Here is a 22,148-nt window from a genome sequence, read left to right on the forward strand (position 1 = left end):
GGTCACTTGGCTGTGGTCCGGTCCAGAGATCTTCGGGAAGTGATCTTGGGGAAGTTGACGGGAGAGAAATGGTGCGTGTCGTGCGGCGTGTTGCAACCATATGACTCCGCTCAACGGCGGTGAGCAACCATTTCTCTCCCGTCAACGCGGCCGGGCAACCATTTGACTCCCGTCAACGGCGGTCAGCAACCATTTGACTACCGTCGACGCGGGTTCTCTCCCGTCAACGCGGCTCAGCAGCCGTTCCGGCCCAAAGTCGATGCAACTATGGGCCGTTCGCGGATGATGGTTCCGCGAGTGGGACATGGTGGAGGCGTTTGCGGCGTGTTGCCTCCGTCGTGTCCCACTCGCGAGGGTGCATCTCACCGAGTGGGACATGGCGGAAATGTGTCGCTGTGAAGGTGAAAGGTGGGTCAGCTCAGGGGGGATGGGCGGGGCTCGAGGCGGCCGCCGGAGCGGACGGCGAGGGAAGTGCCGTGGCGGACAGCGGAATTCGGGTCGGTGACGTCGATCAGGTAGAACCAGTCCATCTGGGTTTGGTCGGGAGTGACCTCGAAGACGCCGTAGCCGTGGGAATCCAGTTCGACGTAGCGCAGGTGGTGGTTGGCGCCCTTGATCGACTCCGCGATCCCTGCGGCGGGGAGCTTCAGCAGATCGCCGATGCTCGACGAGGTGACCGAGGGGACGACGAACTCGGTGCCTGCCGTCTTGCCCGCCGGGTAGGTGGCGGCGTCGACGGGCAGGTCGGCGGCCCAGGAGGAATGGATGTCGCCGGTCAGGAACACCACGTCCGAGACCTGCTGGTCGGTGATCGCGCGGAACAGTCGCTGGCGGTCCGCGGTGTAGCCGTCCCACTGATCACCGTTGACGTGCGTGCCCGCCTGCGGCAACCCGAGAGTGCCGGTGATCGCCGCGGTGGCGGCCGGGTCCAGCGGCGGGAAGAGTAGCGGCGCGATCATCACCGAGTTGCCGACGAGCTTCCAGCGCACCGGCGCGGACGCCAAACCGGCAGTGAGCCAGTCCATTTGCGCCTTGCCGGTGATGGTGCGCGCCGGGTTGTCGGCATCGCGCGCGCCCGGCTTCGCCTCTTGATCGCGGTAGCTGCGCAGATCGAGCATGGACAGTTCGGCGAGGGTGCCGAACCGGAGCCTGCGGTAGATCTGCACGTCGCCGCCGGTTCCCTTGGCGCGCACCGGCATCCATTCCAGGTAGGCCTTGGCGGATGCGGCCTTGCGGTCCTGCCAGCTGCCCTCGGTCGCCGGGTCGTGGTTGCCTGCGCCGCCGGACCAGGAGTTGTCGGCGGATTCGTGATCGTCCCAGGTGCAGATGAATGGCTGGCGGGCATGCAGATTCAGCAGATCGGGGTCGGTCTTGTACTGCGCGTGCCGAATTCGGTAGTCGGCCAGGGTGATGATCTCGTTCGCCGGATCGTGCGGACGGACGGTGCCGTTGCGGCCGCCGTACTTGCCACGGCCGTACTCGTATATGTAGTCGCCGAGGTGCACGACGGCGTCCAAGTCGGTGCGGGCCGCCAGGTGGCGGTATGCGCCGAAGTATCCGGCCTCCCAGTTCGAGCAGGACACGACGCCGAAGCGCAGGCGGTCGGGGGAGTCGGAGATCGCGGGCGCGGTGCGGGTGCGGCCGACCAGGGAGGTTTGACCGAGTGCGGTGAACCGATAGAAGTAGACCGTGCCCGGCGCGAGGCCGGACACATCGACCTTGACGGTGTGATCGGAAGCCGCACCGGCGCTGACATTTCCGGATGCAGCGACGGAGCTGAACGCCTCGTCCCGCGCGACTTCCCAACGCACGCTTGCCGATTCGCCGACCCCGGAGCCGGGCGTGGCAGCATCGGACACGGTGACGCGGGTCCAGATGATGACACCTTCTGGTAGCGGATCACCGGACGCGACTCCGTGCTGGAACACAGCGCCCGCGGCATGCGCGGACGCCGGATTGAGCATCGCGGTCGCCGCGACCGCCACCGCCCCGCCTATCAGCAGCGTGCGTCGCGCGAACGGCCCAACCGGAGAATCTGAAACGATCACGTTTTCAGCCACGAGTATTGATCACATCCGATAGACGACCGACACGCAAATCAACCCGCCGCACCCCAGCTCACCCCACCGCGTGTCACTGCGGCGTGGTTGGAGCGGCGGTGCGTGCTGGGTTGTCGGTGTTGCTCGGTAACGTTGGCCGATGTGAGTGATGGCTTGTTCGACGTGCCTGGAGATGAGGTGCCTGCGCAGCACAGCATCGACACTGTGGTGCGCCGGGATGCCGGGGCGCCGTTGGCGGTGCGGATGCGGCCTGCTTCGTTGGACGAAGTGGTCGGGCAGCAGCACTTGCTCGGGCCCGGGTCGCCGCTGCGGCGATTGGTCGAAGGGTCCGGTGCGGCGTCGGTGTTGCTGTACGGGCCGCCCGGCACGGGCAAGACCACGCTCGCCTCGCTGATCTCGCATTCGACCGGACGACGGTTCGAGGCGCTTTCGGCGCTGTCGGCCGGAGTGAAGGAAGTGCGTGCGGTCATCGATGTGGCCAGGCGCAGGCTGTCGGTCGGCGAGCAGACCGTGCTGTTCATCGACGAGGTGCATCGCTTCTCCAAGACCCAGCAGGACGCGCTGCTCGCCGCGGTGGAAAACCGGATCGTGCTGCTGGTCGGCGCGACTACGGAGAACCCGTCGTTCTCTGTGGTGTCGCCGCTGCTGTCCCGGTCGCTGGTGCTGCAACTGCAGTCGTTGACCGAGGACGACATCCGCCAGGTGCTCAGTCGCGCGATCCACGATCAACGCGGCCTCGATGATCAGTACACGGTCACCGACGCGGCGCTCGACCACATCGTCCGCATCGCGGGCGGCGACGCCCGCCGCGCGCTCACCGCGCTGGAGGCGTCCGCGGAATCCTCGCTGGACGGCACCGTCGACGTCGAACTCGTCGAAGCCAGCGTGGACAAGGCCGCCGTCCGCTACGACCGAGCAGGCGACCAGCACTACGACGTGATCAGCGCGTTCATCAAATCCATCCGTGGCTCCGACGTCGACGCCGCGCTGCACTACCTCGCGAGAATGCTGACGGCAGGCGAGGATCCGCGCTTCATCGCGCGGCGACTGATGATCCACGCCAGCGAGGACATCGGCATGGCCGATCCCACCGCACTGCAGACGGCGACGGCCGCCGCCCAGGTGGTCCAGCTGGTCGGTCTGCCGGAAGCCCGGCTTGCTTTGGCGCAGGCCACCATTCACTTGGCCAGCGCGCCGAAGTCGGGTGCCGTGATCGCGGCACTCGGCGCCGCCATGGCCGATGTCGCCGCGGGCAAGGCGGGCGCGGTACCGCCACACCTGCGCGACGGGCACTACGCGGGCGCCGCGAAACTCGGCAACGCCCAGGGCTACAAGTACCCGCACGACAACCGCGACGGCGTCCTCGCCCAGCAGTACCCGCCCGACGAACTGGTCGGCGTCGACTACTACCAACCCACCGACCACGGCAACGAACGCGAGGTCGGCCCCCGAGTCGACAAACTCCGCCGGATCATCCGAGGAAAGTAGGCGCACACGCCGGTGCGCGCGGACTCCGACTCCAGTGCCCGGCGGACGAGTCGGCCGCGGCGGCTGATGAATCGGCCGGCTGCCGACGAACTACTGGCGACGCTGCCAATGAATCAGTCGGCTGCCAATGAGCCGCGGGCGTCGGTGCCGCGAGGTCGGCCCCTGGTCGGCGAACTCCGGCGGATCATCCGGGGAAAGTGGGCGCACGCGTGCGGGACGGACTCCCTGTGCAGCGCCCGACGGACGAGCCGGTCGAGGCGGCGAATGAATCAGTTGGCTGCCGACCACTGGCGACGCCGCCAATTAGATAGTCGGCTGCCAACGAAGTGACGGCGGCGGCGAGCGAGGGGTCGGGCTGAGGGGGTGCCGCGCGTCCGTCGGCGGACCCGTGCCCAGCGCCGCCGGCGAGCTGGCCGCCGGTAGCTGCCAACTGAATCAGGTCGGCTGCCAATCATTGATTGCGGTGACGACGCGCCGTCGGGCCGAGAGGCGACACGCCCTGCCGGTTCGTCGGAGGCGAGCAGACCGCCGCCGTCGGCGTCCACGCGCGGGTTGAGGGCGGGCTCGGGGTGAGTGGCCTGCACCAACGCGCGGAGCTCACGCACTGCGTGATCGGTAACTAGTCGCGTGACCGAAATCGCGGTGAGGTTGCCGGGTGGTCCAGAGCACCCCAGTCGATGAAAAACCACGTGCACCGCACCGGTAGGCTGGATATCTGTGCAGACCCACGAGATTCGACGGCGCTTCCTGGACCATTTCGTCCGTGCCGGTCATACCGAGGTGCCCAGCGCCTCGCTGATCCTGGCCGACCCGAACCTGCTGTTCGTCAACGCAGGCATGGTGCAATTCGTCCCGTTCTTCCTCGGTCAGCAGACTCCGCCGTACGCGACGGCAACCAGCGTGCAGAAGTGCGTGCGCACCGGCGACATCGAGAACGTCGGCGTGACCACCCGCCACAACACCTTCTTCCAGATGGCGGGCAACTTCAGCTTCGGTGACTACTTCAAGCGCGAGGCGATCACCTTCGCCTGGACGCTGCTCACCAACAGCGTCGAGGACGGCGGCTACGGCTTCGACCCGGAAAAGCTTTGGGCCACCGTCTACCTCGACGACGACGAGGCCGAGCGGATCTGGCTGGAGACCGGCGTGCCCGCCGAGCGCATCCAGCGCCGCGGCATGGCCGACAACTACTGGTCGATGGGCATTCCCGGCCCGTGCGGCCCGTGCTCGGAGATCTACTTCGACCGCGGCCCCGAGTACGGCGTCGAGGGCGGCCCGGAGGCCGACGAGGACCGTTACCTCGAGATCTGGAACCTCGTTTTCATGCAGAACGAGCGCGGCGAGGGCACCGGCAAGGACAATTTCGAGATCCTCGGCCCGCTGCCCAAGAAGAACATCGACACCGGCATGGGCGTCGAGCGTGTCGCGTTCCTGCTGCAGGGCGTTGACAACGTCTACGAGACGGACCTGCTTCGCCCGATCATCAACAAGGCCGAGGAGCTGACCGGCCGGTCCTACGGCGTTTCGCACGAGGACGACGTGCGTTTCCGGGTGATCGCCGACCACGCCCGCTCCGGCGCGATGCTGATCGCCGACGGCGTCAACCCGGGCAACGACGGCCGCGGCTACGTGCTGCGCCGCCTGCTGCGCCGGATCGTGCGCTCGGCCAGGCTGCTCGGCGCCGAGAAGCCGGTGATGGGTGAGTTCGTGAAGGTCGTCAGCGACCTGATGACGCCGTCCTACCCGGAGCTCGCCACCGATTTCCGCCGCATCGAGACGGTCGCGGTCGGCGAGGAGACCGCGTTCCTCAAGACGTTGAACACCGGGTCGACCCTGTTCGACAACACCGCCGCGGCCGTGAAAGCCAAGGGCAGCAAGACGATTGCGGGCGCGGACGCCTTCACGCTGCACGACACCTACGGCTTCCCGATCGATCTCACCCTGGAGATGGCCGCCGAGGCGGGCCTTTCGGTGGACGAGGACGGCTTCCGATCGTTGATGGCCGAGCAGCGTAAGCGCGCCAAGGACGACGCGAATGCCCGCAAGCACGCGCACGCCGATCTGACGGTCTACAAGGAGCTGGTCGACCGCGGTCCCACCGAGTTCACCGGTTTCGACGAGCTGACCTCCGAGGCGCATGTGCTGGCCTTGATCGTCGACGGGGTGCGGGTGCCGACCGCGACGGTCGGTCACGACATCGAGGTGATCCTGGATCGCAGCCCGCTCTACGCCGAGTCCGGTGGCCAGATCGCCGACCGTGGCAGCATCACCGCGTCGGGTCTGAAGGTGCGCGTCAACGACGTGCAGAAGATCGCCAAGAAGCTGTGGGTGCACAAGTCCACCGTGGAGCAGGGCCAGCTCACCGAGGGCGATGTCGTTCTCGCGCAAGCGGATCCGGCCTGGCGCCGGGGCGCCACCCAGGGCCATTCCGGCACGCACATGGTGCACGCCGCGCTGCGCCAGATCCTCGGCCCGAACGCGGTGCAGGCCGGTTCGCTGAACAAGCCGGGCTACCTGCGCTTCGACTTCAATTGGCAGGGGCAGCTTTCCGAGCAGCAGAAGGCCGACATCGAGGCCGTGTCCAACGATGCGGTCGGCGCGGACTATCCGGTGAACACCTTCGTCACCGACTTGACCAAGGCCAAGCAGATGGGCGCGATGGCGCTGTTCGGCGAGAACTACGGTGACGAGGTCCGCGTTGTCGAGATCGGTGGCCCGTTCTCGATGGAGCTCTGCGGTGGTACGCACGTGCAGCATTCCTCGCAGATCGGCCCGATCACCGTGCTCGGTGAGTCGTCGGTCGGCTCCGGCATCCGTCGCGTTGAGGCGTTCGTCGGTCTGGACTCCTACCAGTACCTGGCGAAGGAGCGTGCGCTGCTGGCCGGTGTCGCGTCGTCGCTGAAGGTGCCCTCGGACGAGGTGCCTGCGCGGGTCGAGCAGTTGGTCGAGCGGCTCAAGGCGGCCGAGAAGGAACTCGAGCGCACCAAGATGGCCGCGGTGCTTTCGGCTGCGGGCAAGTTCGTCGAGGAGGCCGAGCGGATCGGTAGCGTGCTGCTGGTTGCCGTCGCCGCGCCCGAGGGTGTTCCTGCCGGTGATCTGCGGACGCTGGCCACCGATATTCGCGGCAGATTCGGCACGCTTCCCGCCGTGGTGGTGTTGCTCGGCAACGCCGACGGCAAGGTGCCGTTCGTGGTAACCGTCAACAAGAGTGCCCAGGACCTCGGCTTCAAGGCCGGTGACTTGGTCGCGAGCTTCGGCCCGAGCATCGCAGGGCGTGGCGGCGGCAAGCCTGAGATGGCGCAGGGTGCGGGTTCGGACCCGTCTGGCATTCCGACCGGCCTGGCCGCCGTTCGCGCCAGGGTGGCCGAACTCGCGAAGTAATGGCATCGCGAAGCGATTCGGTCGGGGGCGATGGCCGGGAGACAGGTGGGCTGGCGGACCCCGATAGTCCTGAGAGGTCGGCGCCGCAGGGCGCCGACCACCCCCACCCTGACACCGATCCGGGGCGCGGCAGGCGAATTGCGATTGATGTCGGAAGTGTCCGCATCGGCGTCGCCTCGTCCGACCCGGACGGCATCCTCGCCACGCCGGTGGAGACTGTGCCTCGGGCTAAGTCGAGTCGCCGTGACGGTGGGTTGGCGCCCGACATCTTTAGAATTGCTGAAATTGTGCGGGAGTACGAGGCCGTTGAGGTTATCGTCGGACTGCCCCGAACATTGCGTGGGGAGAAAGGTACTGCGGCTACCATTGCCACCGCATTCGCTGAGCAGTTGCAAGCCGCCGTGTCGCCGGTGCCTATACGGCTTTCCGACGAACGTTTGACTACCGTGTCAGCTGCACGTGCATTGCGGGACAGTGGAGTTCGCGCGCGTGGCCAGCGGCAAGTGATCGATCAGGCGGCGGCCGTCTCGATCCTGCAAGGATGGTTGGACGAACGGAGTGCGGTGTTGAGGTCGGTTGAAGCGGTCCGCGCTGAGTCGGCGGGTCATTCCGCGGGCTCAGCTCATGCATCGTCTGAGGACGATGCATGACGGATCGATGGGCACGGGCCGAGGAACGGTACCGACAGCGCGAAGCTGATCGGCGTTACCGGCGTGATGACCGAGCCTGGGGTGGGCAGAACAGCGGTGGGCAGAACAGCAGAGACACGCGCGGCCGGACCAATCGAGTGGTCGGCCGGGAGCAGGACGACTGGGACGACTACGAGGACGACACTACGGTCATCCCGCGCTACACCGACGACATGGAGCCACCCGAGCCGGTAGTCGAACGTCGACGGGCACCGCGGGAACAGCGAGCCCGCGTCGGTCGCCGGGAAGCGCCCGAGCACGAGGACGACGACGAGTACGAGGAAGAACGGCGGCCGCGTACGCGCAGCAGGCGTTCCTCCCGGGTCGCGTCCCGAAAAGCGAAGGAGCGCAAGCGTCGTCGCCGCACCATGTGGTTGTTCGCCGGCGTGTTCGTGCTGTTGTTCGCCGGCGCCGCGGTGTTCGCGGGAATGAAACTGGTGCAGTCGCTCGGTTCCCCGGAGGACTACGCGGGACCGGCGGGACCACTGGTGGTGGTGCAGGTGCACCAGGGCGACACGTCGTCGCAGATCGCCACGGCCATGAAGGAGCGCGGCGTCGTCGCCAGCACGGGCGCGTTCGTCGAAGCGGCACTGCGGAATTCGAACATGAACTCGGTGCAGCCCGGCTTCTACGCGATCCCGAGCCGCAGCCCCGCCGCACAGGCGGTCAGCGCGTTGCTCGGTAAGCAGTCTCGGGTCGGCAACCTGGTCATCCCCGAGGGACGGTTGCTGCACGACCAGTTCGAGGTCGGCACGGGCAAGCGCACCGACGGCATCTACCGGATGATGTCCGCGGCCAGCTGCATCGGCATCGGCGCGGCCCAGAAGTGTGTCACCCCAGAACAACTCGACGCCGCGGGCGCGAGCGTCGATCTGGCCGCGCTCGGCGTGCCTGCCTGGGCCGCGCAGGGTGTCAAGGACTGCCCCGACCGGACGAGGCAGCTGGAGGGCCTGATCGCCGCGGGCACCTTGGATTTCGACCCGAGCGGCACGCCGGAGGAGATGCTGCGGCAGCTGGTGACGTCGAGTGCCAAGGCGTACGAATCCACCGGGTTGTTGCAGTCCGGTGGCGAGACCAAGCTGTCGCCGTATCAGACGTTGATCGCCGCGTCGCTCGTGGAACGCGAGGCGAAGCCACAGGACATGGGCAAGGTCGCGCGGGTGATCGTGAACCGGCTCAAGGACAACATGCCGCTGCAGTTCGACTCGACCGTGAACTATGCGCTCGACCGCACCGAGGTGCAGACCAACGACGCCGACCGGCTCACCGAGACGCCGTGGAACACCTACGCGATGCCAGGCCTGCCCAAGACCCCGATCGCGGCGCCGTCGCTGAAAGCGTTGAGCGCCATGGAGAATCCGGATCCGGGGCCGTGGTTGTACTTCGTCACAGTCGACAAAAAGGGCACCACCCTGTTCACCGATGACTACAAGCAGCACCAGAAGTACATCCTGCAGGCTCAGCAGAGCGGAATTCTCGACAGTGGCCGCTGAGCGCAAGGCGGCAGTGCTCGGCAAGCCGATCGCGCACTCGCGGTCGCCGCAGTTGCATCTGGCCGCGTATCGGGCGCTCGGGCTCGACTGGAGCTATGAGCGCATCGAATGCTCGGCCGAGCAGCTGCCCGGGCTGGTCGACGGGCTCGGGCCGGAATGGGTCGGGCTGTCGGTGACCATGCCGGGCAAGGAGGCCGCGCTGGCCTACGCCGCGGAGCGCACCGAGCGGGCGGTGCTGGTCGGCTCGGCCAACACGCTGGTCCGGATCGACGGCGGTTGGCGGGCGGACTGCACCGACGTGGACGGCGTGCTCGGCGCGTTGCGCGGTGGTGGGATCGCCGACATCGACGAGGCGGTGGTGCTCGGTGCGGGCGGTACCGCGCGGCCCGCGCTGCTCGCGTTGTCCGAGCTGGGTGCGAAGACCGTCACCGTGATCGCGCGGGATGCCGGACGGGCAAGCAGCGCATTGGATCTCGCGGAGCGGCTCGGCATGAACGCGGCGGTGACCAGTTTCGATCCGGCCGCATTGGCTGGGCTGTGTGAGCGGGCGGGTGCCGTGGTGAGCACGATTCCGGCCGCTGCGGCGGCGGAGGTCGCCGAGGCGGTCGCGGGCGCGCCGGTGGTGCTCGACGCCATCTACAACCCGTGGCCGACTCCGCTGGCCGAGGCGGTGGTGCGGGCCGGGCATACGGTGGTCAGCGGGTTGCAGATGTTGCTGAACCAGGCATACGGACAGGTCGAGCAGTTCACCGGGCAGCCTGCGCCGCGCGCGGCGATGGCCGCGGCGTTGGACGAGGGGCACTGACCTTTCGTGCGGTGAGACCGGTGAGAAAAACTGATACCGGTTCTAGTTTGGTTCGGAGTTGCGCAGGGTTATGGTGGTGCGCATGAATGCTTGGGTGTTGCGGGCCATCGTGCTCGGTGCGCTGGTCGTCTTCCTGCGCGCCGTACTCGGGTTCACGATGGTGTACTGGCCGACCCACGGGGCGTGGATGCGCGTCCTCGCCCTGCTCGTGCTCGTTGCGGCCATCCTGTACTGGGGATTCCTGGACGGACGCGCCGACAGGACGGCCCAGCCCGACCCCGAGCGCGGCAGCGACCTGACCCTGCTGTGGTTGAAAGCCGCCGCCGCGGCAGGCGTTGGCAGCGGCCTCGGCGCGTGGCTGGTCGACTGGCTGCCCAGGTTCGACCTCGGCGACAACGGGCTGCTCTTCGAGCTCACCGCGTCCGCCGCATTCATCGTCCTGCTGATCTTCATCCCCGCACTGATCGGCGTCGGCATCGGGCGCGGCCTCACCGACCGCCAAGCGAACAAGAGCACCGCAGCCCAACGTCCTGCTGCGCAAACCCCCACCGGCAGCCCCGCCTGACCCGTACGGGATCCATCGGCGGCCACCAGTTCTCTCGATCTCGCGAGGCGAGGCCCCTGGCTCCGTCCCATCCTGCCCGCACCGATTCGCCGTATCCGCACCGGTTCTGGAGTTGGTCGGTTGATCACGGGGCACTGGTGGCGACATCGCCCGAGTGGCCTCCGCCACCACTGCCCCCTCGGCACGAAACCACCCCACGAATCCCACATACCGGGACCGATACGCCGTATCCGCACCGCATACGGAGTTGGTCGACTGATCACTGGGAACTGGTGGCGGCATCGGCCGAGAAGCCCCCGCCACCAGTTCCCACTCGGCACGAAACCTGCTCGTCGGGGGAACGGTATTCAGTTGATCCCGGGTACGAGAACGGCGCACCCTGAGTGGGTGCGCCGTTCTCTATGTGTGCGTGCGGGTTACAGCAGGATGCCGGTGTTGGGGGTGCCTTCGCGGGCGACCGCGGAATAGGCGGCGGCCAGCAGGGTTGGGTCGGGGCCCTCGAGGCGGCCCGGCTTGGCGAGGCCGTCCAGCACGACGAAACGCAGGACGCCGGAACGGGTTTTCTTGTCCGTCTGCATGGTGTCGAGAAGCTGGGGGAGGGCGTCGGCGTCGTAGGTGGTCGGCAGGCCGACACTTTCCAGGACGGTGCGGTGCCGGTCGGCGGTGGCATCGTCGAGACGTCCTGCGAGACGGCCCAGTTCGGCGGCGAAGACCAAGCCGACCGAGACCGCGGCGCCGTGGCGCCAGCGGTAGCGTTCGCGGCGCTCGATCGCGTGGCCGAGCGTGTGGCCGTAATTGAGGATCTCGCGGAGGCTGGCCTCCTTGAGATCGGCGGCGACCACATCGGCCTTCACCTGGATCGCGCGCCGGATCAGCTCGGGCAGCACGTCACCGGTCGGGTCGAGCGCGGCCTCGGGATCACGCTCCACCAGGTCCAGGATCACCGGATCGGCGATGAAACCGGCCTTGATGATCTCGGCCATGCCCGCCACGATCTCGTTGCGCGGCACCGTCTCCAGCGTGGCCAGGTCGACGAGCACGGCGGCAGGCTCGTGGAAGCAGCCGACCAGGTTCTTGCCCGCCTCGGTGTTGATGCCGGTCTTGCCGCCGACGGCCGCGTCGACCATCGCGAGCAGCGTCGTCGGCACATGCACGATCTGGACGCCGCGCATCCAGGTGGCGGCCACGAAACCCGCAAGATCGGTCGCGGCGCCACCGCCGAGGCTCACCACGACATCGTTGCGGGTCAAGCCGATTCGGCCGAGCACCTCCCAGCAGAACCCGGCGACCGCCAGCTCCTTGCCTGCCTCGGCGTCCGGGATCTCGATGCGGTGCGCGTCGATGCCGGTGTCGGCCAACGCCTTGCGCACCACCTCGGCGGTCTCCGCGAGCGGCGGCTGATGGAAGATCGCCACGGTGCGCACGCCCTTGGTGGCGCCGGCGACCGACTCGACGAGTTCACCGAGCAACCCGCGTCCGATGATTACCGGATACGGATCGGCGGTGCGCACTTCCAGACGATTCGGTTCGGTCATGCCTGCACCTCACTCACAGTCGACTGCTTCGCGCGCACGACCGCACCGCGCTGCTGCTCGGTTCCGTCGTGCGCGAGACGCGCTGTGTCCATGGTTCGCTCGTGGCGCTCGTTCATGCCTGCGCCTCGCTGAGACTCGGCTCCGTCACGAGCGAGAGCTCGGCTGTGTCTGTTGTTCGCTCGCGGCGCTGGCTCAAGTCTGCTGCTCCGATTCTGTGTGTGCTTCTTGATGTTTGCGAGCTCGGACCCGCGCGCGACGAGCACGCGCCCGCCTGGCCCGTCCGCTCGTACCCACTCCGGTACCCGAATCCTCGGCCCCGTCCTGAGTTTTCGCGCCGGTCTCGTCCGGTGCGGCCGCGCGCCGCGCCCGCCACCCCCGCCCGGTCGCACCGTCAGACGACGCCGCAGATTTATCGACGGACTCAGCAGCCGCAGGGTTTTGCCCGCCCGGCACCGCGCCTGCACTGTTCGGCTGACCCGCAGCCCTCGTGGCGCGCCGCCGCCGCCAACTCCGCCCACCCCCCTGTCCATCGGCCCTTCCGGCCGGACCCGACGTGGCCTGCTCCCGGGATCCATCCGCAGGATTCCGCACCGCCGCACCACGATCCGATGCGTCGACGCCGAACTGTCCGGTGGAGTTATGCCCCTGCGCGGCAGCAGCGCCCACGCTGTGCCCGCGCCCAGCGGTGACATCGCTTTGCGCGGCCCCGCTCTGTCCGCACACATCCGCGCCCTGCCCGCGCCCAGCGGCGTTGTCGCCTAGGGCGTGCCCGCTGTGTCCGCATGCGCCTTGCTCGCGTGCGGCGGCGTTGTCACCTTGCCCACTCCCGGCATGGTTGTCGCCTTGGGCGTGCCCGCTGTGTCCGCATGCGCCTTGCTCGCGTGCGGCGGCGTTGTCGCCTTGCGCGGTTCCGTTGTGTCCGTAGGCAACTGTGCCTTGCTCACCCGTGGCGGCGTTATCGCCTAGGGCGTGCCCGCTGTGCCCGCTGTGCCCGCTGTGCCCGTAGGCGCCTGCGCCTTGCTCGCGTGCGGCGGCGTTGTTACCTCGTGCGCCCCCGCTTTGGCCGTAGGTGACTGCGCCGTGTTCTAGGGCGCCGGTAGTGCTCTGTCCTTGTGCGGTGGCGTTGTCGTCTTGGGTGGCCGCACTGTGCAGGCGGGTGTTCGCTTGTGCGGCTGCATTATTGGTGTGAGGTGAGGGGTTGTCTTCCTGGGTTGTGGCGCGGCGGGCGGCGGCTCGGGCTCGGGCTCGGCGGCGGGCGCGAGAGCGGCCGCCGCCCTGTGGCTTTCCGGTGGGGGTGGGGTCGGGGGTGATCGTTGGTTCGGCTAGCTCAGGGGGGTCGGTGTCGGCGTCGCCGCCGGGGTTCACCGATTCGAAACCGAGTTTGGCGAGGACCATTTTGACGACGCGGCCGGGGCTGCGGCCGTCGGTGCGCACGCGGACGGTGGCGACTTCGCGGTACAGCGGGCGGCGCTTGCGCATCAGCTCGCGGTACTTCGCGGCCGGGTCCGCGCCGTTGAGCAACGGGCGGCTGGTGCTGGCGCCGGTGCGGCGAAGTCCTTCGCCCACACTGATTTCCAGGTAGACGACGGTGCGGTTGCGCAACAGTGCCCTGGTGTCCTTGGACAGCACGGCACCGCCGCCGAGCGAAACCACGCCGCGTTCGGCGAGGATGGCGCGGCGCACCACGCGTTCCTCGATCTTGCGGAACTCGGGCTCGCCGTCAGTCGCGAAGATCTCCGGGATGGTGCGCCCGGTCTCGCGCTCGATGCCGACGTCGGTGTCGTACAGCTCGACGCCGAGCTCCTTCGCGAGCCTGCGGCCGATCGTCGATTTCCCCGCGCCGGGCGGTCCGACCAGCACCACCCGTGGTGCGCGCGGGTCGGTCTGCACGATCATGGCGTGTTGGCGTCGGCGGCCGCGAGGTGTGGCCGGGCGCTGATCCGCTTCACATAGCTGGTGATGTTGTCGAGCGTCTCGCTGAGCGAGTCGCCGCCGAACTTCTCCAGCGCGGCCTGCGCGACCACCAGCGCCACCATGGATTCGGCGACGACGCCCGCGGCGGGCACGGCACACACGTCGGAACGCTGATGGATGGCGACGGCTTCCTCGCCGGTCGTCATGTCGACGGTGGCAAGAGCGCGCGGCACCGTCGAGATCGGCTTCATCGCGGCGCGCACCCGCAGCGCTTCACCGTTGGTCATGCCGCCTTCGAGCCCGCCGGCGCGGTTGGTGGAGCGCAGCACGCCGTCGGGTCCGGGTCGCATCTCGTCGTGCGCCTGGCTGCCGCGCCTGCGCGCGGTCTCGAAGCCGTCGCCGACCTCGACGCCCTTGATGGCTTGAATGCCCATGAGCGCGGCGGCGAGTCGCGAGTCGAGACGGTTCTCGCCGCTGATGAACGAGCCGAGCCCGACCGGAAGGCCGTCGACGACCACCTCGACCACGCCGCCGAGGGTGTCGCCGTCCTTCTTGGCCGCCTCGATCTCCGCGATCATCGCGGCCTCGGCGTCCTTGTCGAACGCGCGCACCGGGCTCTCGTCGATGGCCGCGAGATCGGCTGCGGTCGGCACCACGCCGGTGGTGTTCTGTGCGCCGCCAATCGACACCACATGCGAGAGGACCTCGACGCCGAACGCCTGTCGTAGGAAGTTGCGCGCCACGGTGCCCGCCGCGACGCGGGCCGCGGTCTCGCGTGCGCTCGCGCGCTCCAGCACGTTGCGGGCGTCGTCGAAGCCGTACTTGAGCATGCCGGAGTAGTCGGCGTGCCCGGGGCGCGGGCGGGTGAGCGGGGCATTGCGGGCCAGTTCGGCAAGCACGGCCGGGTCGACCGGATCGGCGGACATGACTTCGGTCCACTTGGGCCATTCGGAGTTGGCCACCTCGATGGCGACCGGGCCGCCCATGGTCCGGCCGTGCCGAACACCACCGATGACGGTCACCTTGTCGGCCTCGAACTTCATCCGCGCGCCGCGGCCGTAGCCGAGGCGCCTGCGCGCCAACTGCGCGGAGACCTCGTCGGATGTGACCTCGACACCGGCCACCATCCCCTCGAGGATGGTGACGAGAGCGGGACCGTGGGATTCTCCGGCAGTTATCCAGCGCAACACGCCCACCATCTTCCCATGTCGGCGCGGGTGCTTCGGCACGTGGCCCACGCGGGGACGGCAGCGGGCGGAGCAGGCGGGGTGGGTGGGTGCAGTGCCGGCCGGCAGGTGCGGCACATCGCTCTCACCCTGTTCCGCCCGCGTTTGCTGTGGCCAGCGCGCATAGCGTCGCCAGGCACATCGCAGGCCCGTGCGGCACGGTGATTCGGTGCGGCGCGTCGCCGGGCTCGGCGGGCGCGCGGATCCGGCGCAGCCCGAGCAGGACAATTCCCGCGCAGGCGGTGAGCAATGGCGCGGCTACTGCCGCCGACACCCAGGTCTGCGCGCCGCCGAGCGCGGCCGCGGCGCCGAGTCCGACGGCGAGTTTCACGTCGCCCGCGCCGAACGCCGCGGGCAGTGCCAGGTGCACCACCAGATAGGGAACCGCGAGCAACACGGCACCGACCAGCGCGGTTGTTAGTCGTGTTGTGGACAAGGCGTATCCGAGTACCGCAACCGCACCCCATCCGGTCAGCACATTCGGCAATCGGCGGTGTCGAAAATCGATGACACACAAGGCAACACACCACGCCAGGAGGGCGGCGAACGCGACGAGTGGCATGGCATCCAGCATCGTCGGATAACCGCCGCGGACAACCCCGCTCGGCCCGAATGTGGATAGATTCTTCGCATGTGGACACCAGGTGATCAGCATGCCGTCCGGTATGTGAAAAACGGCGAGCATCAACGGTATTTCGACGGCGCCGCGCCCGGCAGTCAGCGCAGTGGCGGCAGTGGTACCACGTGTTGTCTGTGGCCAATCGGCGTGTCGGCGGTAGCTTTGACACATGTGTGCTGATCACGTGGGCCATGCACCCGACTACGCCGCGCGGCGTGGCGCGCTGCGGAGCCTCCTGGTGGAAAACGGAGTGGACGCCCTCCTGGTCACCGATCTGGTGAACCTGAGATACCTCACCGGCTTCACCGGATCCAACGCGGCGCTGCTCGTGCACTCCTGGGACATGCGCAATGCCGAGGAGCGCTCGGTGATCGGCACCGACGGCCGCTATCGGACTCAGGTGGCCGAGCAGGTGCCTGACCTGCGCGCGGAGATCGCCAGGGCGACTGCTCGCCGGATCGTGGAGCTGGCCGGTGAATGGCAGCTCGGCCGCATCGGCTACGAGAGCCACATCGTCACCGTCGACCAGCACAAAGCCTTCGTCGAACAGCGCACCGGACTGGAGTTCGTCGCCACGCCCGGGCTGGTCGAGCAACTGCGGATGGTCAAGGACAACTACGAGGTATCTCAGCTGCGCGCGGCATGCGCGGCAGGCGACGCCGGGCTCGCCACCCTGCTCGAACGCGGCGGGCTGCGTCCTGGCCGCACCGAACGCCAGGTCGCCAGGGACCTCGAATGGGCGATGTTCGAGCACGGCGCCGACGCGGTTGCCTTCGAGACCATCATCGCGACCGGCGCGAATTCGGCTGTCCCGCATCACCGGCCGACCGATGCCGTGCTCGCCGCAGGCGACTTCGTCAAACTCGACTTCGGCGCGCTGATCGGCGGCTACCACTCGGATATGACCCGCACCTTCGTCCTCGGCCAGCCGAGCGACTGGCAGCGCGAGGTATATGAGCTGGTCGAGGCTGCGCAGCGGGCGGGTAGGGAAGCGTTGCGGCCAGGCGTGCAGGTGTGCGACGTCGACGCGGCCGCCCGCAAGGTGATCGAGGACGCCGGATACGGCTCGCTGTTCGTGCACGGCCTCGGGCACGGGGTGGGACTGCGGATCCACGAAGCGCCGGGAATCGCGAAAAACGGAACCGGTACACTCCTTTCTGGCGTGGCGGTGACCGTCGAACCTGGTGTGTACTTTCCCGGCCGCGGCGGGGTCCGGATCGAGGACACGCTCGTGGTGCGCGAAGGGGGCCCGGAGCTGCTCACCAACACCAGCAAAGACCTGACCGTCGTCGAATGACGACGGCTGACCATCATGTTGTTTACGAACTAGGAGATCCGAGGACAGTGGCGGACACCAGCGACTTCAAGAACGGCCTTGTGCTGAAGATCGACGGTCAGCTTCAGCAGATCGTCGAATTCCAGCACGTCAAGCCGGGCAAGGGGCCCGCCTTCGTGCGGACCAAGTTGAAGAACGTGCTGTCCGGCAAGGTTGTCGACAAGACCTTCAACGCTGGCGTCAAGGTGGAGACCGCGACGGTCGACCGTCGCGACATGACCTACCTGTACCACGACGGTTCGGACTACGTCTTCATGGACGGCGACACCTTCGACCAGATCTCCATCTCCGAGCAGACCATCGGCCCCGGCGCCCGGTTCCTGCTGGAGAACATGACCGTGCAGGTCGCCACGCACGAGGGCGCCCCGCTCTACGTCGAGCTTCCGGTGACGGTCGAGCTCGAGGTGCAGCACACCGACATCGGCCTGCAGGGCGACCGCTCCACCGGTGGCACCAAGCCCGCGACGCTGGAGACCGGTGCCGAGGTGCAGGTTCCGCTGTTCATCAACACCGGCGACAAGCTGCGCATCGACTCGCGTGACGGCAGCTACCTCGGCCGAGTCAACGCCTGATCCACTGCGTCGGCGGCGGTAGCGAAGCGTGACCGTATAAGCGCAGCTCTCGCCGCCGACGCAACTGCGGCGGGAGCGTCAGCGCCGGAGGCGGTAGCGAAGCGTGACGATGTAGGCGCAGCTCTCGCCGCCAAAACAAGGCAGCAAGCAGCGGATGGGCCCGAAGGCGGCACGCGGCGTGACCCCGGACGGGCCCGCCGCTGTCGCCATGGACAAGCGACCGGGATAATGGTGACTGTGGCGGAACAGCCAGTAGACAAGAAGTCCACGTTCAAGAAGCTCGGCGCGCGGCACAAGGCCCGCCGCCGGGCCGTCGACCTGCTCTTCGAGGCCGAAGCGCGGGACGTGGATCCGGCCGACCTGCTCGACGAGCGGGTGGATCTGGCGACGCGTGACCAGGCGGTCGCGCCGGTGCATGCCTACACCCACACGCTGGTCGAGGGCGTCGCCGACGATCTCGACCGGGTGGACGGCACCATCGAGTCGTATCTGAAGGACTGGGAGCTGTCCCGGCTGCCCGCCGTCGACCGCGCCATTCTGCGGATCGCGGTGTGGGAGTTGTTCCACGCCAACGATGTTCCGCCGGTCGTCGCGGTGGACGAGGCGGTGGAGCTGGCCAAGGAGCTGTCCACCGACGATTCGCCGTCGTTCGTGAACGGCGTGCTCGGCCAGGTGGTGCTGGTCGCGCCGCAGGTACGGGCCGCCGCGGCCGCCACTCGTGCGCCGCGTCAGGAGCCGGAGGCGTGAAGAAGTACCTGGTGCTGGCGATGCGCACGCCGCACTTCGACGGCGCCGTGATCGCGCCGCACAAGGAGTTCCTGCGTGGGCTCAACGAGCGTGGGCAGCTCCATGAGAGTGCGCGATTCACCGACGGCACCGGTGGCGCGTACTTCCTCTACGCCGAAAACCTCGATGCCGCACGCGAAATCGCGTTCGCCGACCCGGTGCACACCACCAGCTCGTCGGAAGTCACCGTCTACGAATGGGAATCGACCACCCCGAACTGAGTCGTCCACGCAGCCGCATGCCTTCGGGTGTGCGGCTGTTGTCGTCTCCGGGTGGCTCCCGCTGGTGGGTGTACGGAAAACCAGCGGGAGCACGACCGGCATCGCTCGGCGATGCGCGAACAAGGCTGGAACAGGTCTCCCGGCCTCGTTCACGATCTTGGTACCTCAACTGTGCTCGAGGTCAAGGCGGCGGGGTGTGCCGTGGGCCACCTGGGCCGCAGCGCCCCGGCCGTGCGACCATGCCTGAACGTCCGTTGGCGCGCACGACTTCTCACATCCCTCGTCAGGAGCGATTCGGGCCGCCTATTCTGGTGGAAACGCAGGGGAGCGCATGGCACGGCTACTGATCTGGTTCCGCAACAACGTCGACGGATCCTTCGCGGTGATTCTCGCGATCACCGTCGGCCTGCTGCAGTTCCTCGATGTCATCGGCACGGATCAGGTGAACGCCGCGATGCTGCTCGTGCTCGGCCTGGTCGCGATCACTCTGCTGCGCGATCGGCACCTGTCGGCGAAGGCGGTGCGGGACGCGTCCTCGGTGCATCTGCTGTACGGGCCGGAGATCGGTCACGCGCACACCCTCGCGCGGCGCGGCACCGAGCAATGGATCTTCAAGGGCGGCACCGGAACCTATATCCGCGCGGTGACACTGCGCGAATGCGTGGAGAACGCGCGGCGCGAGCAGCGCCCGCTGCGTGTGCAGCTGGAGATCCTCGACCCCGCCAACGAACTGCTGTGCAAGACCTACGCGCAGTTCCGCTCCTCGCTGTCGCCCGAAGCCGACCGGACCGGGGAGCAGTGGACCACCGACCGCACCCGCAAAGAGGCGTTCGCCACGATCCTCGCGGCCTGCTGGTATCGGCAGCGGTTCACCTTCCTCACCATCGACGTCGGTCTGTCGTCGGTGATGACGACCTTCCGCTGGGATCTGTCGTCGAGTTGCGTCATTGTCACGCAAGACAATCCGAACACCCCGGCGATGATGTTCGAGCGGGACAAGCCGTACTACCGCGACTACAACCGGGAGCTGGTCGCCAGCTTCAAACAGACCAGGCAGGTTCCGCTGAGTCGCAGCGAGGAGCTGCCGCTGGCCGACGAGCCGAGCGTTGATCAGGTTCGTGGCCTGTTCACGGCGCTCGGGATGGAACTCCCGACCGCCTTCACCGATCGCGACGTCGCCGACATCGTGCGTCGCGCGCTCCAACCCAGAAATCCGTACTAGTGAACGAATACGACCGTCTCCGAACGTTGATCGGCTCCGAAACCGCCGCCCCCGAGGTGCGGCGCTGGGCCCGCGAACTCCTCGCGGCCATCGTCGACGGTCGTAGTGCGCTGACCGCCGTGCGACATCCGCTGGGGTTCTTGTGTTTTCCCGCCTGGCGCGGTGTCGGCCTCGGCATCTGCGTGCACGTGTGGACCGAGGGCGTGCGCGCCGAACCGACCACCTCGCCGATGCACGCCCACAGCTGGGACCTGCTCAGCACCGTGCTGTACGGCACGGTGGGCAACGAGATCTTGGACGTCGACACCGCGGCGGCCCGACCGACCCACCGGCTCTTCGAGATTCACAGCGCGGCCGACGGTGATCTGGTCCGCGCCACCCGCAGACTGGTCACCTACCGCATCCGCTCGCACGAACAGTTCCACCGGGGCGAGGTGTACACATTGCCGCACGGCGCGTTCCACGTCTCCGATGTGCGGGGCGAGGCGGCGACGGTGGTGCTCGGCGAGGATCGACGCGATCGTCCCGACCTGTCGCTCGGCACCCTCGCCACCACCGACCACTGGGTGCACCGAATCTCGTGCACTCCCACCGAAACCCGGCGTGCCGCGCGAACCGTGCTCGCCAACCTGCAGGAAAAACCCCTGCCGGACCACCTGGAGGACCGATGCGAGCGAGCGACGTGATGAATCTCGTGGTGCCGGACACCATCGTCGAGGTTGCCGCCGACGTCGCTGCGGCGGCGATAGCCGAAGCGGGCCAGGCGATCCGGGCCGGCCTCACCGGTGCGTTGACCGTGCGGACCAAGGATGCGAGCGGTGACCTGGTCACCGACCTCGACCTACGGTCGGAGCGCATCATCCTCGACCACATTCGCCGTGCCTTCCCCGACCACCGCATCCTGGCCGAAGAATCCGGCTGGCAGGACAGCGCCGACGATTCCTGGTGCTGGATCGTCGACCCGTTGGACGGCACCAACAACATCGCGATCGGCCTGCCCGTCTGCACCATCGGCATCGCCCTGTGCCACAACGGAATACCGGTGCTCGGCATCGTGCACGAGCCGCTCGCCGACCGCACCTGGTCGGCCGTTCGCGGCCACGGCGCTATCGGGCCCGACGGCCCGCTGTGGCGTCGATCCCGCCGCTCCGGCTCGTCCCCGACGCTCGCTTGGCTCCAGGGCTACCCGGTCACCCGCACCGACCCCACCGCTCGCGCCCTGCGCCTCACCCTGGAATCCGCGTCCCGCAGGCTGATTCAACTCTGGTCCCCGTTGCTGTGCTGGATCATGCTGAGCCGAGGCGACATCGACGGTTTCGTCGGCTACCGCGCTGGCATCGTCGACCTCCCCGCAGGCGCCCTCATCGCCCGCGAATCCGGCATCGACCTGACCGACTTCGCAGGCAGCCCCCTGGCTGACCGCCTCGAACTCCCCTCCGGCGAAGTAGATTTCATCGCCGCCACCCCCGACGCCCTCGCCGACCTGACCCTCCTGGTCAAATCCGCCGCCCAAGTAACCGTCACCGGCCTCCCCACCTAGCCCGCACCTGTTCCGAGCGCGGCTTCACCATCGAGAGGGTACTGGTGTAGGCATCGCCCGAGAAGCCACCTGCACCATTACCCCCTCGGCGCAAACCTACCCCTGGATCCCACATATCGGGATCGCAAGGCTCCCTGAGACCGGTGACCGCGGCCAGTCTCGCCTAAATCCGCACCCAGTCTGTGCGCCCGCACCCCTTCCGTGGATTCCACAGAGCCTCCATACGGTTCACAGGGCCTATAGCCTCTGTGAACCGTATGGATGGTTTGTGGATCCCGGCCGTGGACCTGAGAAGGGTACAGATTTGGTGTACCCGGTTGGCGAGAGCGAGGATTCGATGAATTTGATCTCGAAGCTCTCGAAACGAGAGCACAGCCAAGTGACCCGGCTGGGACAAGAGAACGCGTGATCGACTGCGGAGGTCAGTCGGGTACGGCAGACGACGCCACCACGCTAATCGGATGCAAACCCTGAGATGCCGTACTCGTCAGGAGACCGTGGAGCCGAAGGAGCTCTGCCTTCGCCGAGCCCAAAGCGGCACGACCGCAGTCCAACCCAGCCCGTGGGGCGCGGCCTCGGACGGGCGCGGCTTCAGACGGGCGCGGCCTTGGGGGCAGGTGCGGTTTCGTAGGGCGTGTTGCGTTTGGGGTGGTGGTTTTATCCGCGGGTTTCACGGTCTCCTAGCGAGCGGGACGG

Annotated in this window: 17 protein-coding genes and 1 pseudogene; 13 read left to right on the top strand and 5 right to left on the bottom strand. The window is 67.9% G+C overall.

Annotated elements, in window-relative coordinates; genetic code table 11:
• Window positions 1-413 precede the first annotated feature (413 nt).
• The gene (locus tag NA11_RS33375; RefSeq protein WP_084655278.1) at window positions 414-1,964 is read right to left on the bottom strand and encodes an alkaline phosphatase D family protein; all 1,551 of its coding nucleotides are present in this window, start codon (window positions 1,962-1,964) and stop codon (window positions 414-416) included.
• Between the two features lie 237 nt (window positions 1,965-2,201).
• On the opposite strand from NA11_RS33375, the gene NA11_RS33380 reads away from it, so the two are divergent.
• The 6 genes from NA11_RS33380 (at window position 2,202) to NA11_RS33400 (ending at window position 10,481) form a co-directional block, all read left to right on the top strand.
• A complete protein-coding gene (locus NA11_RS33380; protein ID WP_141717981.1) occupies window positions 2,202-3,548 on the top strand; it encodes a replication-associated recombination protein A in 1,347 nt (448 codons plus the stop codon).
• A 717-nt stretch (window positions 3,549-4,265) separates the two neighbouring features.
• Complete coding sequence (gene alaS / locus NA11_RS33385; RefSeq protein ID WP_069166047.1) at window positions 4,266-6,929, top strand: alanine--tRNA ligase; 2,664 nt, start codon at window positions 4,266-4,268, stop codon at window positions 6,927-6,929.
• Entirely contained in the window at window positions 6,929-7,579 is a 651-nt protein-coding gene (ruvX, locus tag NA11_RS44255; RefSeq protein WP_084655276.1) for a Holliday junction resolvase RuvX, read from the top strand. Before alaS ends, ruvX begins: the two co-directional genes overlap by 1 nt.
• Entirely contained in the window at window positions 7,576-9,111 is a 1,536-nt protein-coding gene (gene mltG / locus NA11_RS33390; protein ID WP_069166048.1) for an endolytic transglycosylase MltG, read from the top strand. The genes ruvX and mltG overlap by 4 nt, the downstream gene beginning before the upstream one ends.
• The gene (locus tag NA11_RS33395) at window positions 9,101-9,916 is read left to right on the top strand and encodes a shikimate dehydrogenase (RefSeq protein ID WP_069166049.1); all 816 of its coding nucleotides are present in this window, start codon (window positions 9,101-9,103) and stop codon (window positions 9,914-9,916) included. The genes mltG and NA11_RS33395 overlap by 11 nt, the downstream gene beginning before the upstream one ends.
• Window positions 9,917-9,998: 82 nt before the next feature.
• Window positions 9,999-10,481: a B-4DMT family transporter gene (locus NA11_RS33400; RefSeq protein ID WP_245746374.1), complete on the top strand. Its 483-nt coding sequence runs from the start codon at window positions 9,999-10,001 to the stop codon at window positions 10,479-10,481.
• A 416-nt stretch (window positions 10,482-10,897) separates the two neighbouring features.
• Here NA11_RS33400 and aroB read toward each other — a convergent pair whose 3' ends face one another.
• From aroB to NA11_RS33420, 4 genes and pseudogenes are all read right to left on the bottom strand, one after another.
• Window positions 10,898-12,016 (bottom strand): 3-dehydroquinate synthase, encoded by a 1,119-nt coding sequence (aroB, locus tag NA11_RS33405; protein ID WP_069166051.1) that lies wholly within the window; start codon window positions 12,014-12,016, stop codon window positions 10,898-10,900.
• Window positions 12,017-13,393: 1,377 nt separating this feature from the next.
• Window positions 13,394-13,912: pseudogene (locus NA11_RS46830) on the bottom strand (shikimate kinase); the annotation flags it as partial.
• Complete coding sequence (gene aroC, locus NA11_RS33415) at window positions 13,909-15,120, bottom strand: chorismate synthase (RefSeq protein ID WP_069166059.1); 1,212 nt, start codon at window positions 15,118-15,120, stop codon at window positions 13,909-13,911. The pseudogene NA11_RS46830 and the gene aroC, both read right to left, overlap by 4 nt.
• Window positions 15,121-15,241: 121 nt before the next feature.
• Window positions 15,242-15,718, bottom strand: a complete 477-nt coding sequence (locus tag NA11_RS33420) for a prepilin peptidase (RefSeq protein ID WP_069166060.1) — start codon at window positions 15,716-15,718, stop codon at window positions 15,242-15,244.
• A gap of 226 nt (window positions 15,719-15,944) precedes the next feature.
• Here NA11_RS33420 and NA11_RS33425 point away from each other — a divergent pair, with 226 nt between their 5' ends.
• The 7 genes from NA11_RS33425 to NA11_RS33455 all read left to right on the top strand — a co-directional run bounded on the left by NA11_RS33425 (window position 15,945) and on the right by NA11_RS33455 (window position 21,452).
• Window positions 15,945-17,072 carry a M24 family metallopeptidase gene (locus NA11_RS33425; protein ID WP_069166052.1) on the top strand — a complete coding sequence of 376 codons (1,128 nt, stop codon included), beginning with the start codon at window positions 15,945-15,947 and terminating at the stop codon, window positions 17,070-17,072.
• Window positions 17,073-17,119: 47 nt separating this feature from the next.
• Window positions 17,120-17,683, top strand: coding sequence for an elongation factor P (gene efp / locus NA11_RS33430; RefSeq protein ID WP_014986478.1), 564 nt, complete (start codon window positions 17,120-17,122; stop codon window positions 17,681-17,683).
• Window positions 17,684-17,920: 237 nt separating this feature from the next.
• Entirely contained in the window at window positions 17,921-18,430 is a 510-nt protein-coding gene (gene nusB, locus NA11_RS33435; RefSeq protein ID WP_084655279.1) for a transcription antitermination factor NusB, read from the top strand.
• Complete coding sequence (locus tag NA11_RS33440) at window positions 18,427-18,690, top strand: YciI family protein (protein WP_069166054.1); 264 nt, start codon at window positions 18,427-18,429, stop codon at window positions 18,688-18,690. The genes nusB and NA11_RS33440 overlap by 4 nt, the downstream gene beginning before the upstream one ends.
• A 331-nt stretch (window positions 18,691-19,021) precedes the next feature.
• The gene (locus tag NA11_RS33445; protein WP_069166055.1) at window positions 19,022-19,912 is read left to right on the top strand and encodes a hypothetical protein; all 891 of its coding nucleotides are present in this window, start codon (window positions 19,022-19,024) and stop codon (window positions 19,910-19,912) included.
• A 26-nt stretch (window positions 19,913-19,938) separates the two neighbouring features.
• Window positions 19,939-20,598, top strand: a complete 660-nt coding sequence (locus NA11_RS33450) for a hypothetical protein (protein ID WP_141717982.1) — start codon at window positions 19,939-19,941, stop codon at window positions 20,596-20,598.
• A complete protein-coding gene (locus tag NA11_RS33455) occupies window positions 20,580-21,452 on the top strand; it encodes an inositol monophosphatase family protein (protein WP_245746375.1) in 873 nt (290 codons plus the stop codon). The genes NA11_RS33450 and NA11_RS33455 overlap by 19 nt, the downstream gene beginning before the upstream one ends.
• The last annotated feature ends 696 nt before the right edge of the window (window positions 21,453-22,148 follow it).

Source organism: Nocardia altamirensis NBRC 108246 (genome assembly GCF_001612685.1).
Taxonomy (GTDB): Bacteria; Actinomycetota; Actinomycetes; order Mycobacteriales; family Mycobacteriaceae; genus Nocardia; species Nocardia altamirensis.

Coding starts and splice junctions, on each gene's coding strand:
- NA11_RS33375 (WP_084655278.1), bottom strand. CDS start 1,964: ATGCTCAATCCGGCGTCCGCGCATGCCGCGGGCGCTGTGTTCCAGCAC.
- NA11_RS33445 (WP_069166055.1), top strand. CDS start 19,022: ATGGCACGGCTACTGATCTGGTTCCGCAACAACGTCGACGGATCCTTC.
- NA11_RS33400 (WP_245746374.1), top strand. CDS start 9,999: ATGAATGCTTGGGTGTTGCGGGCCATCGTGCTCGGTGCGCTGGTCGTC.
- NA11_RS33420 (WP_069166060.1), bottom strand. CDS start 15,718: ATGCCACTCGTCGCGTTCGCCGCCCTCCTGGCGTGGTGTGTTGCCTTG.
- aroB (WP_069166051.1), bottom strand. CDS start 12,016: ATGACCGAACCGAATCGTCTGGAAGTGCGCACCGCCGATCCGTATCCG.
- mltG (WP_069166048.1), top strand. CDS start 7,576: ATGACGGATCGATGGGCACGGGCCGAGGAACGGTACCGACAGCGCGAA.
- NA11_RS33425 (WP_069166052.1), top strand. CDS start 15,945: ATGTGTGCTGATCACGTGGGCCATGCACCCGACTACGCCGCGCGGCGT.
- NA11_RS33455 (WP_245746375.1), top strand. CDS start 20,580: ATGCGAGCGAGCGACGTGATGAATCTCGTGGTGCCGGACACCATCGTC.
- ruvX (WP_084655276.1), top strand. CDS start 6,929: ATGGCATCGCGAAGCGATTCGGTCGGGGGCGATGGCCGGGAGACAGGT.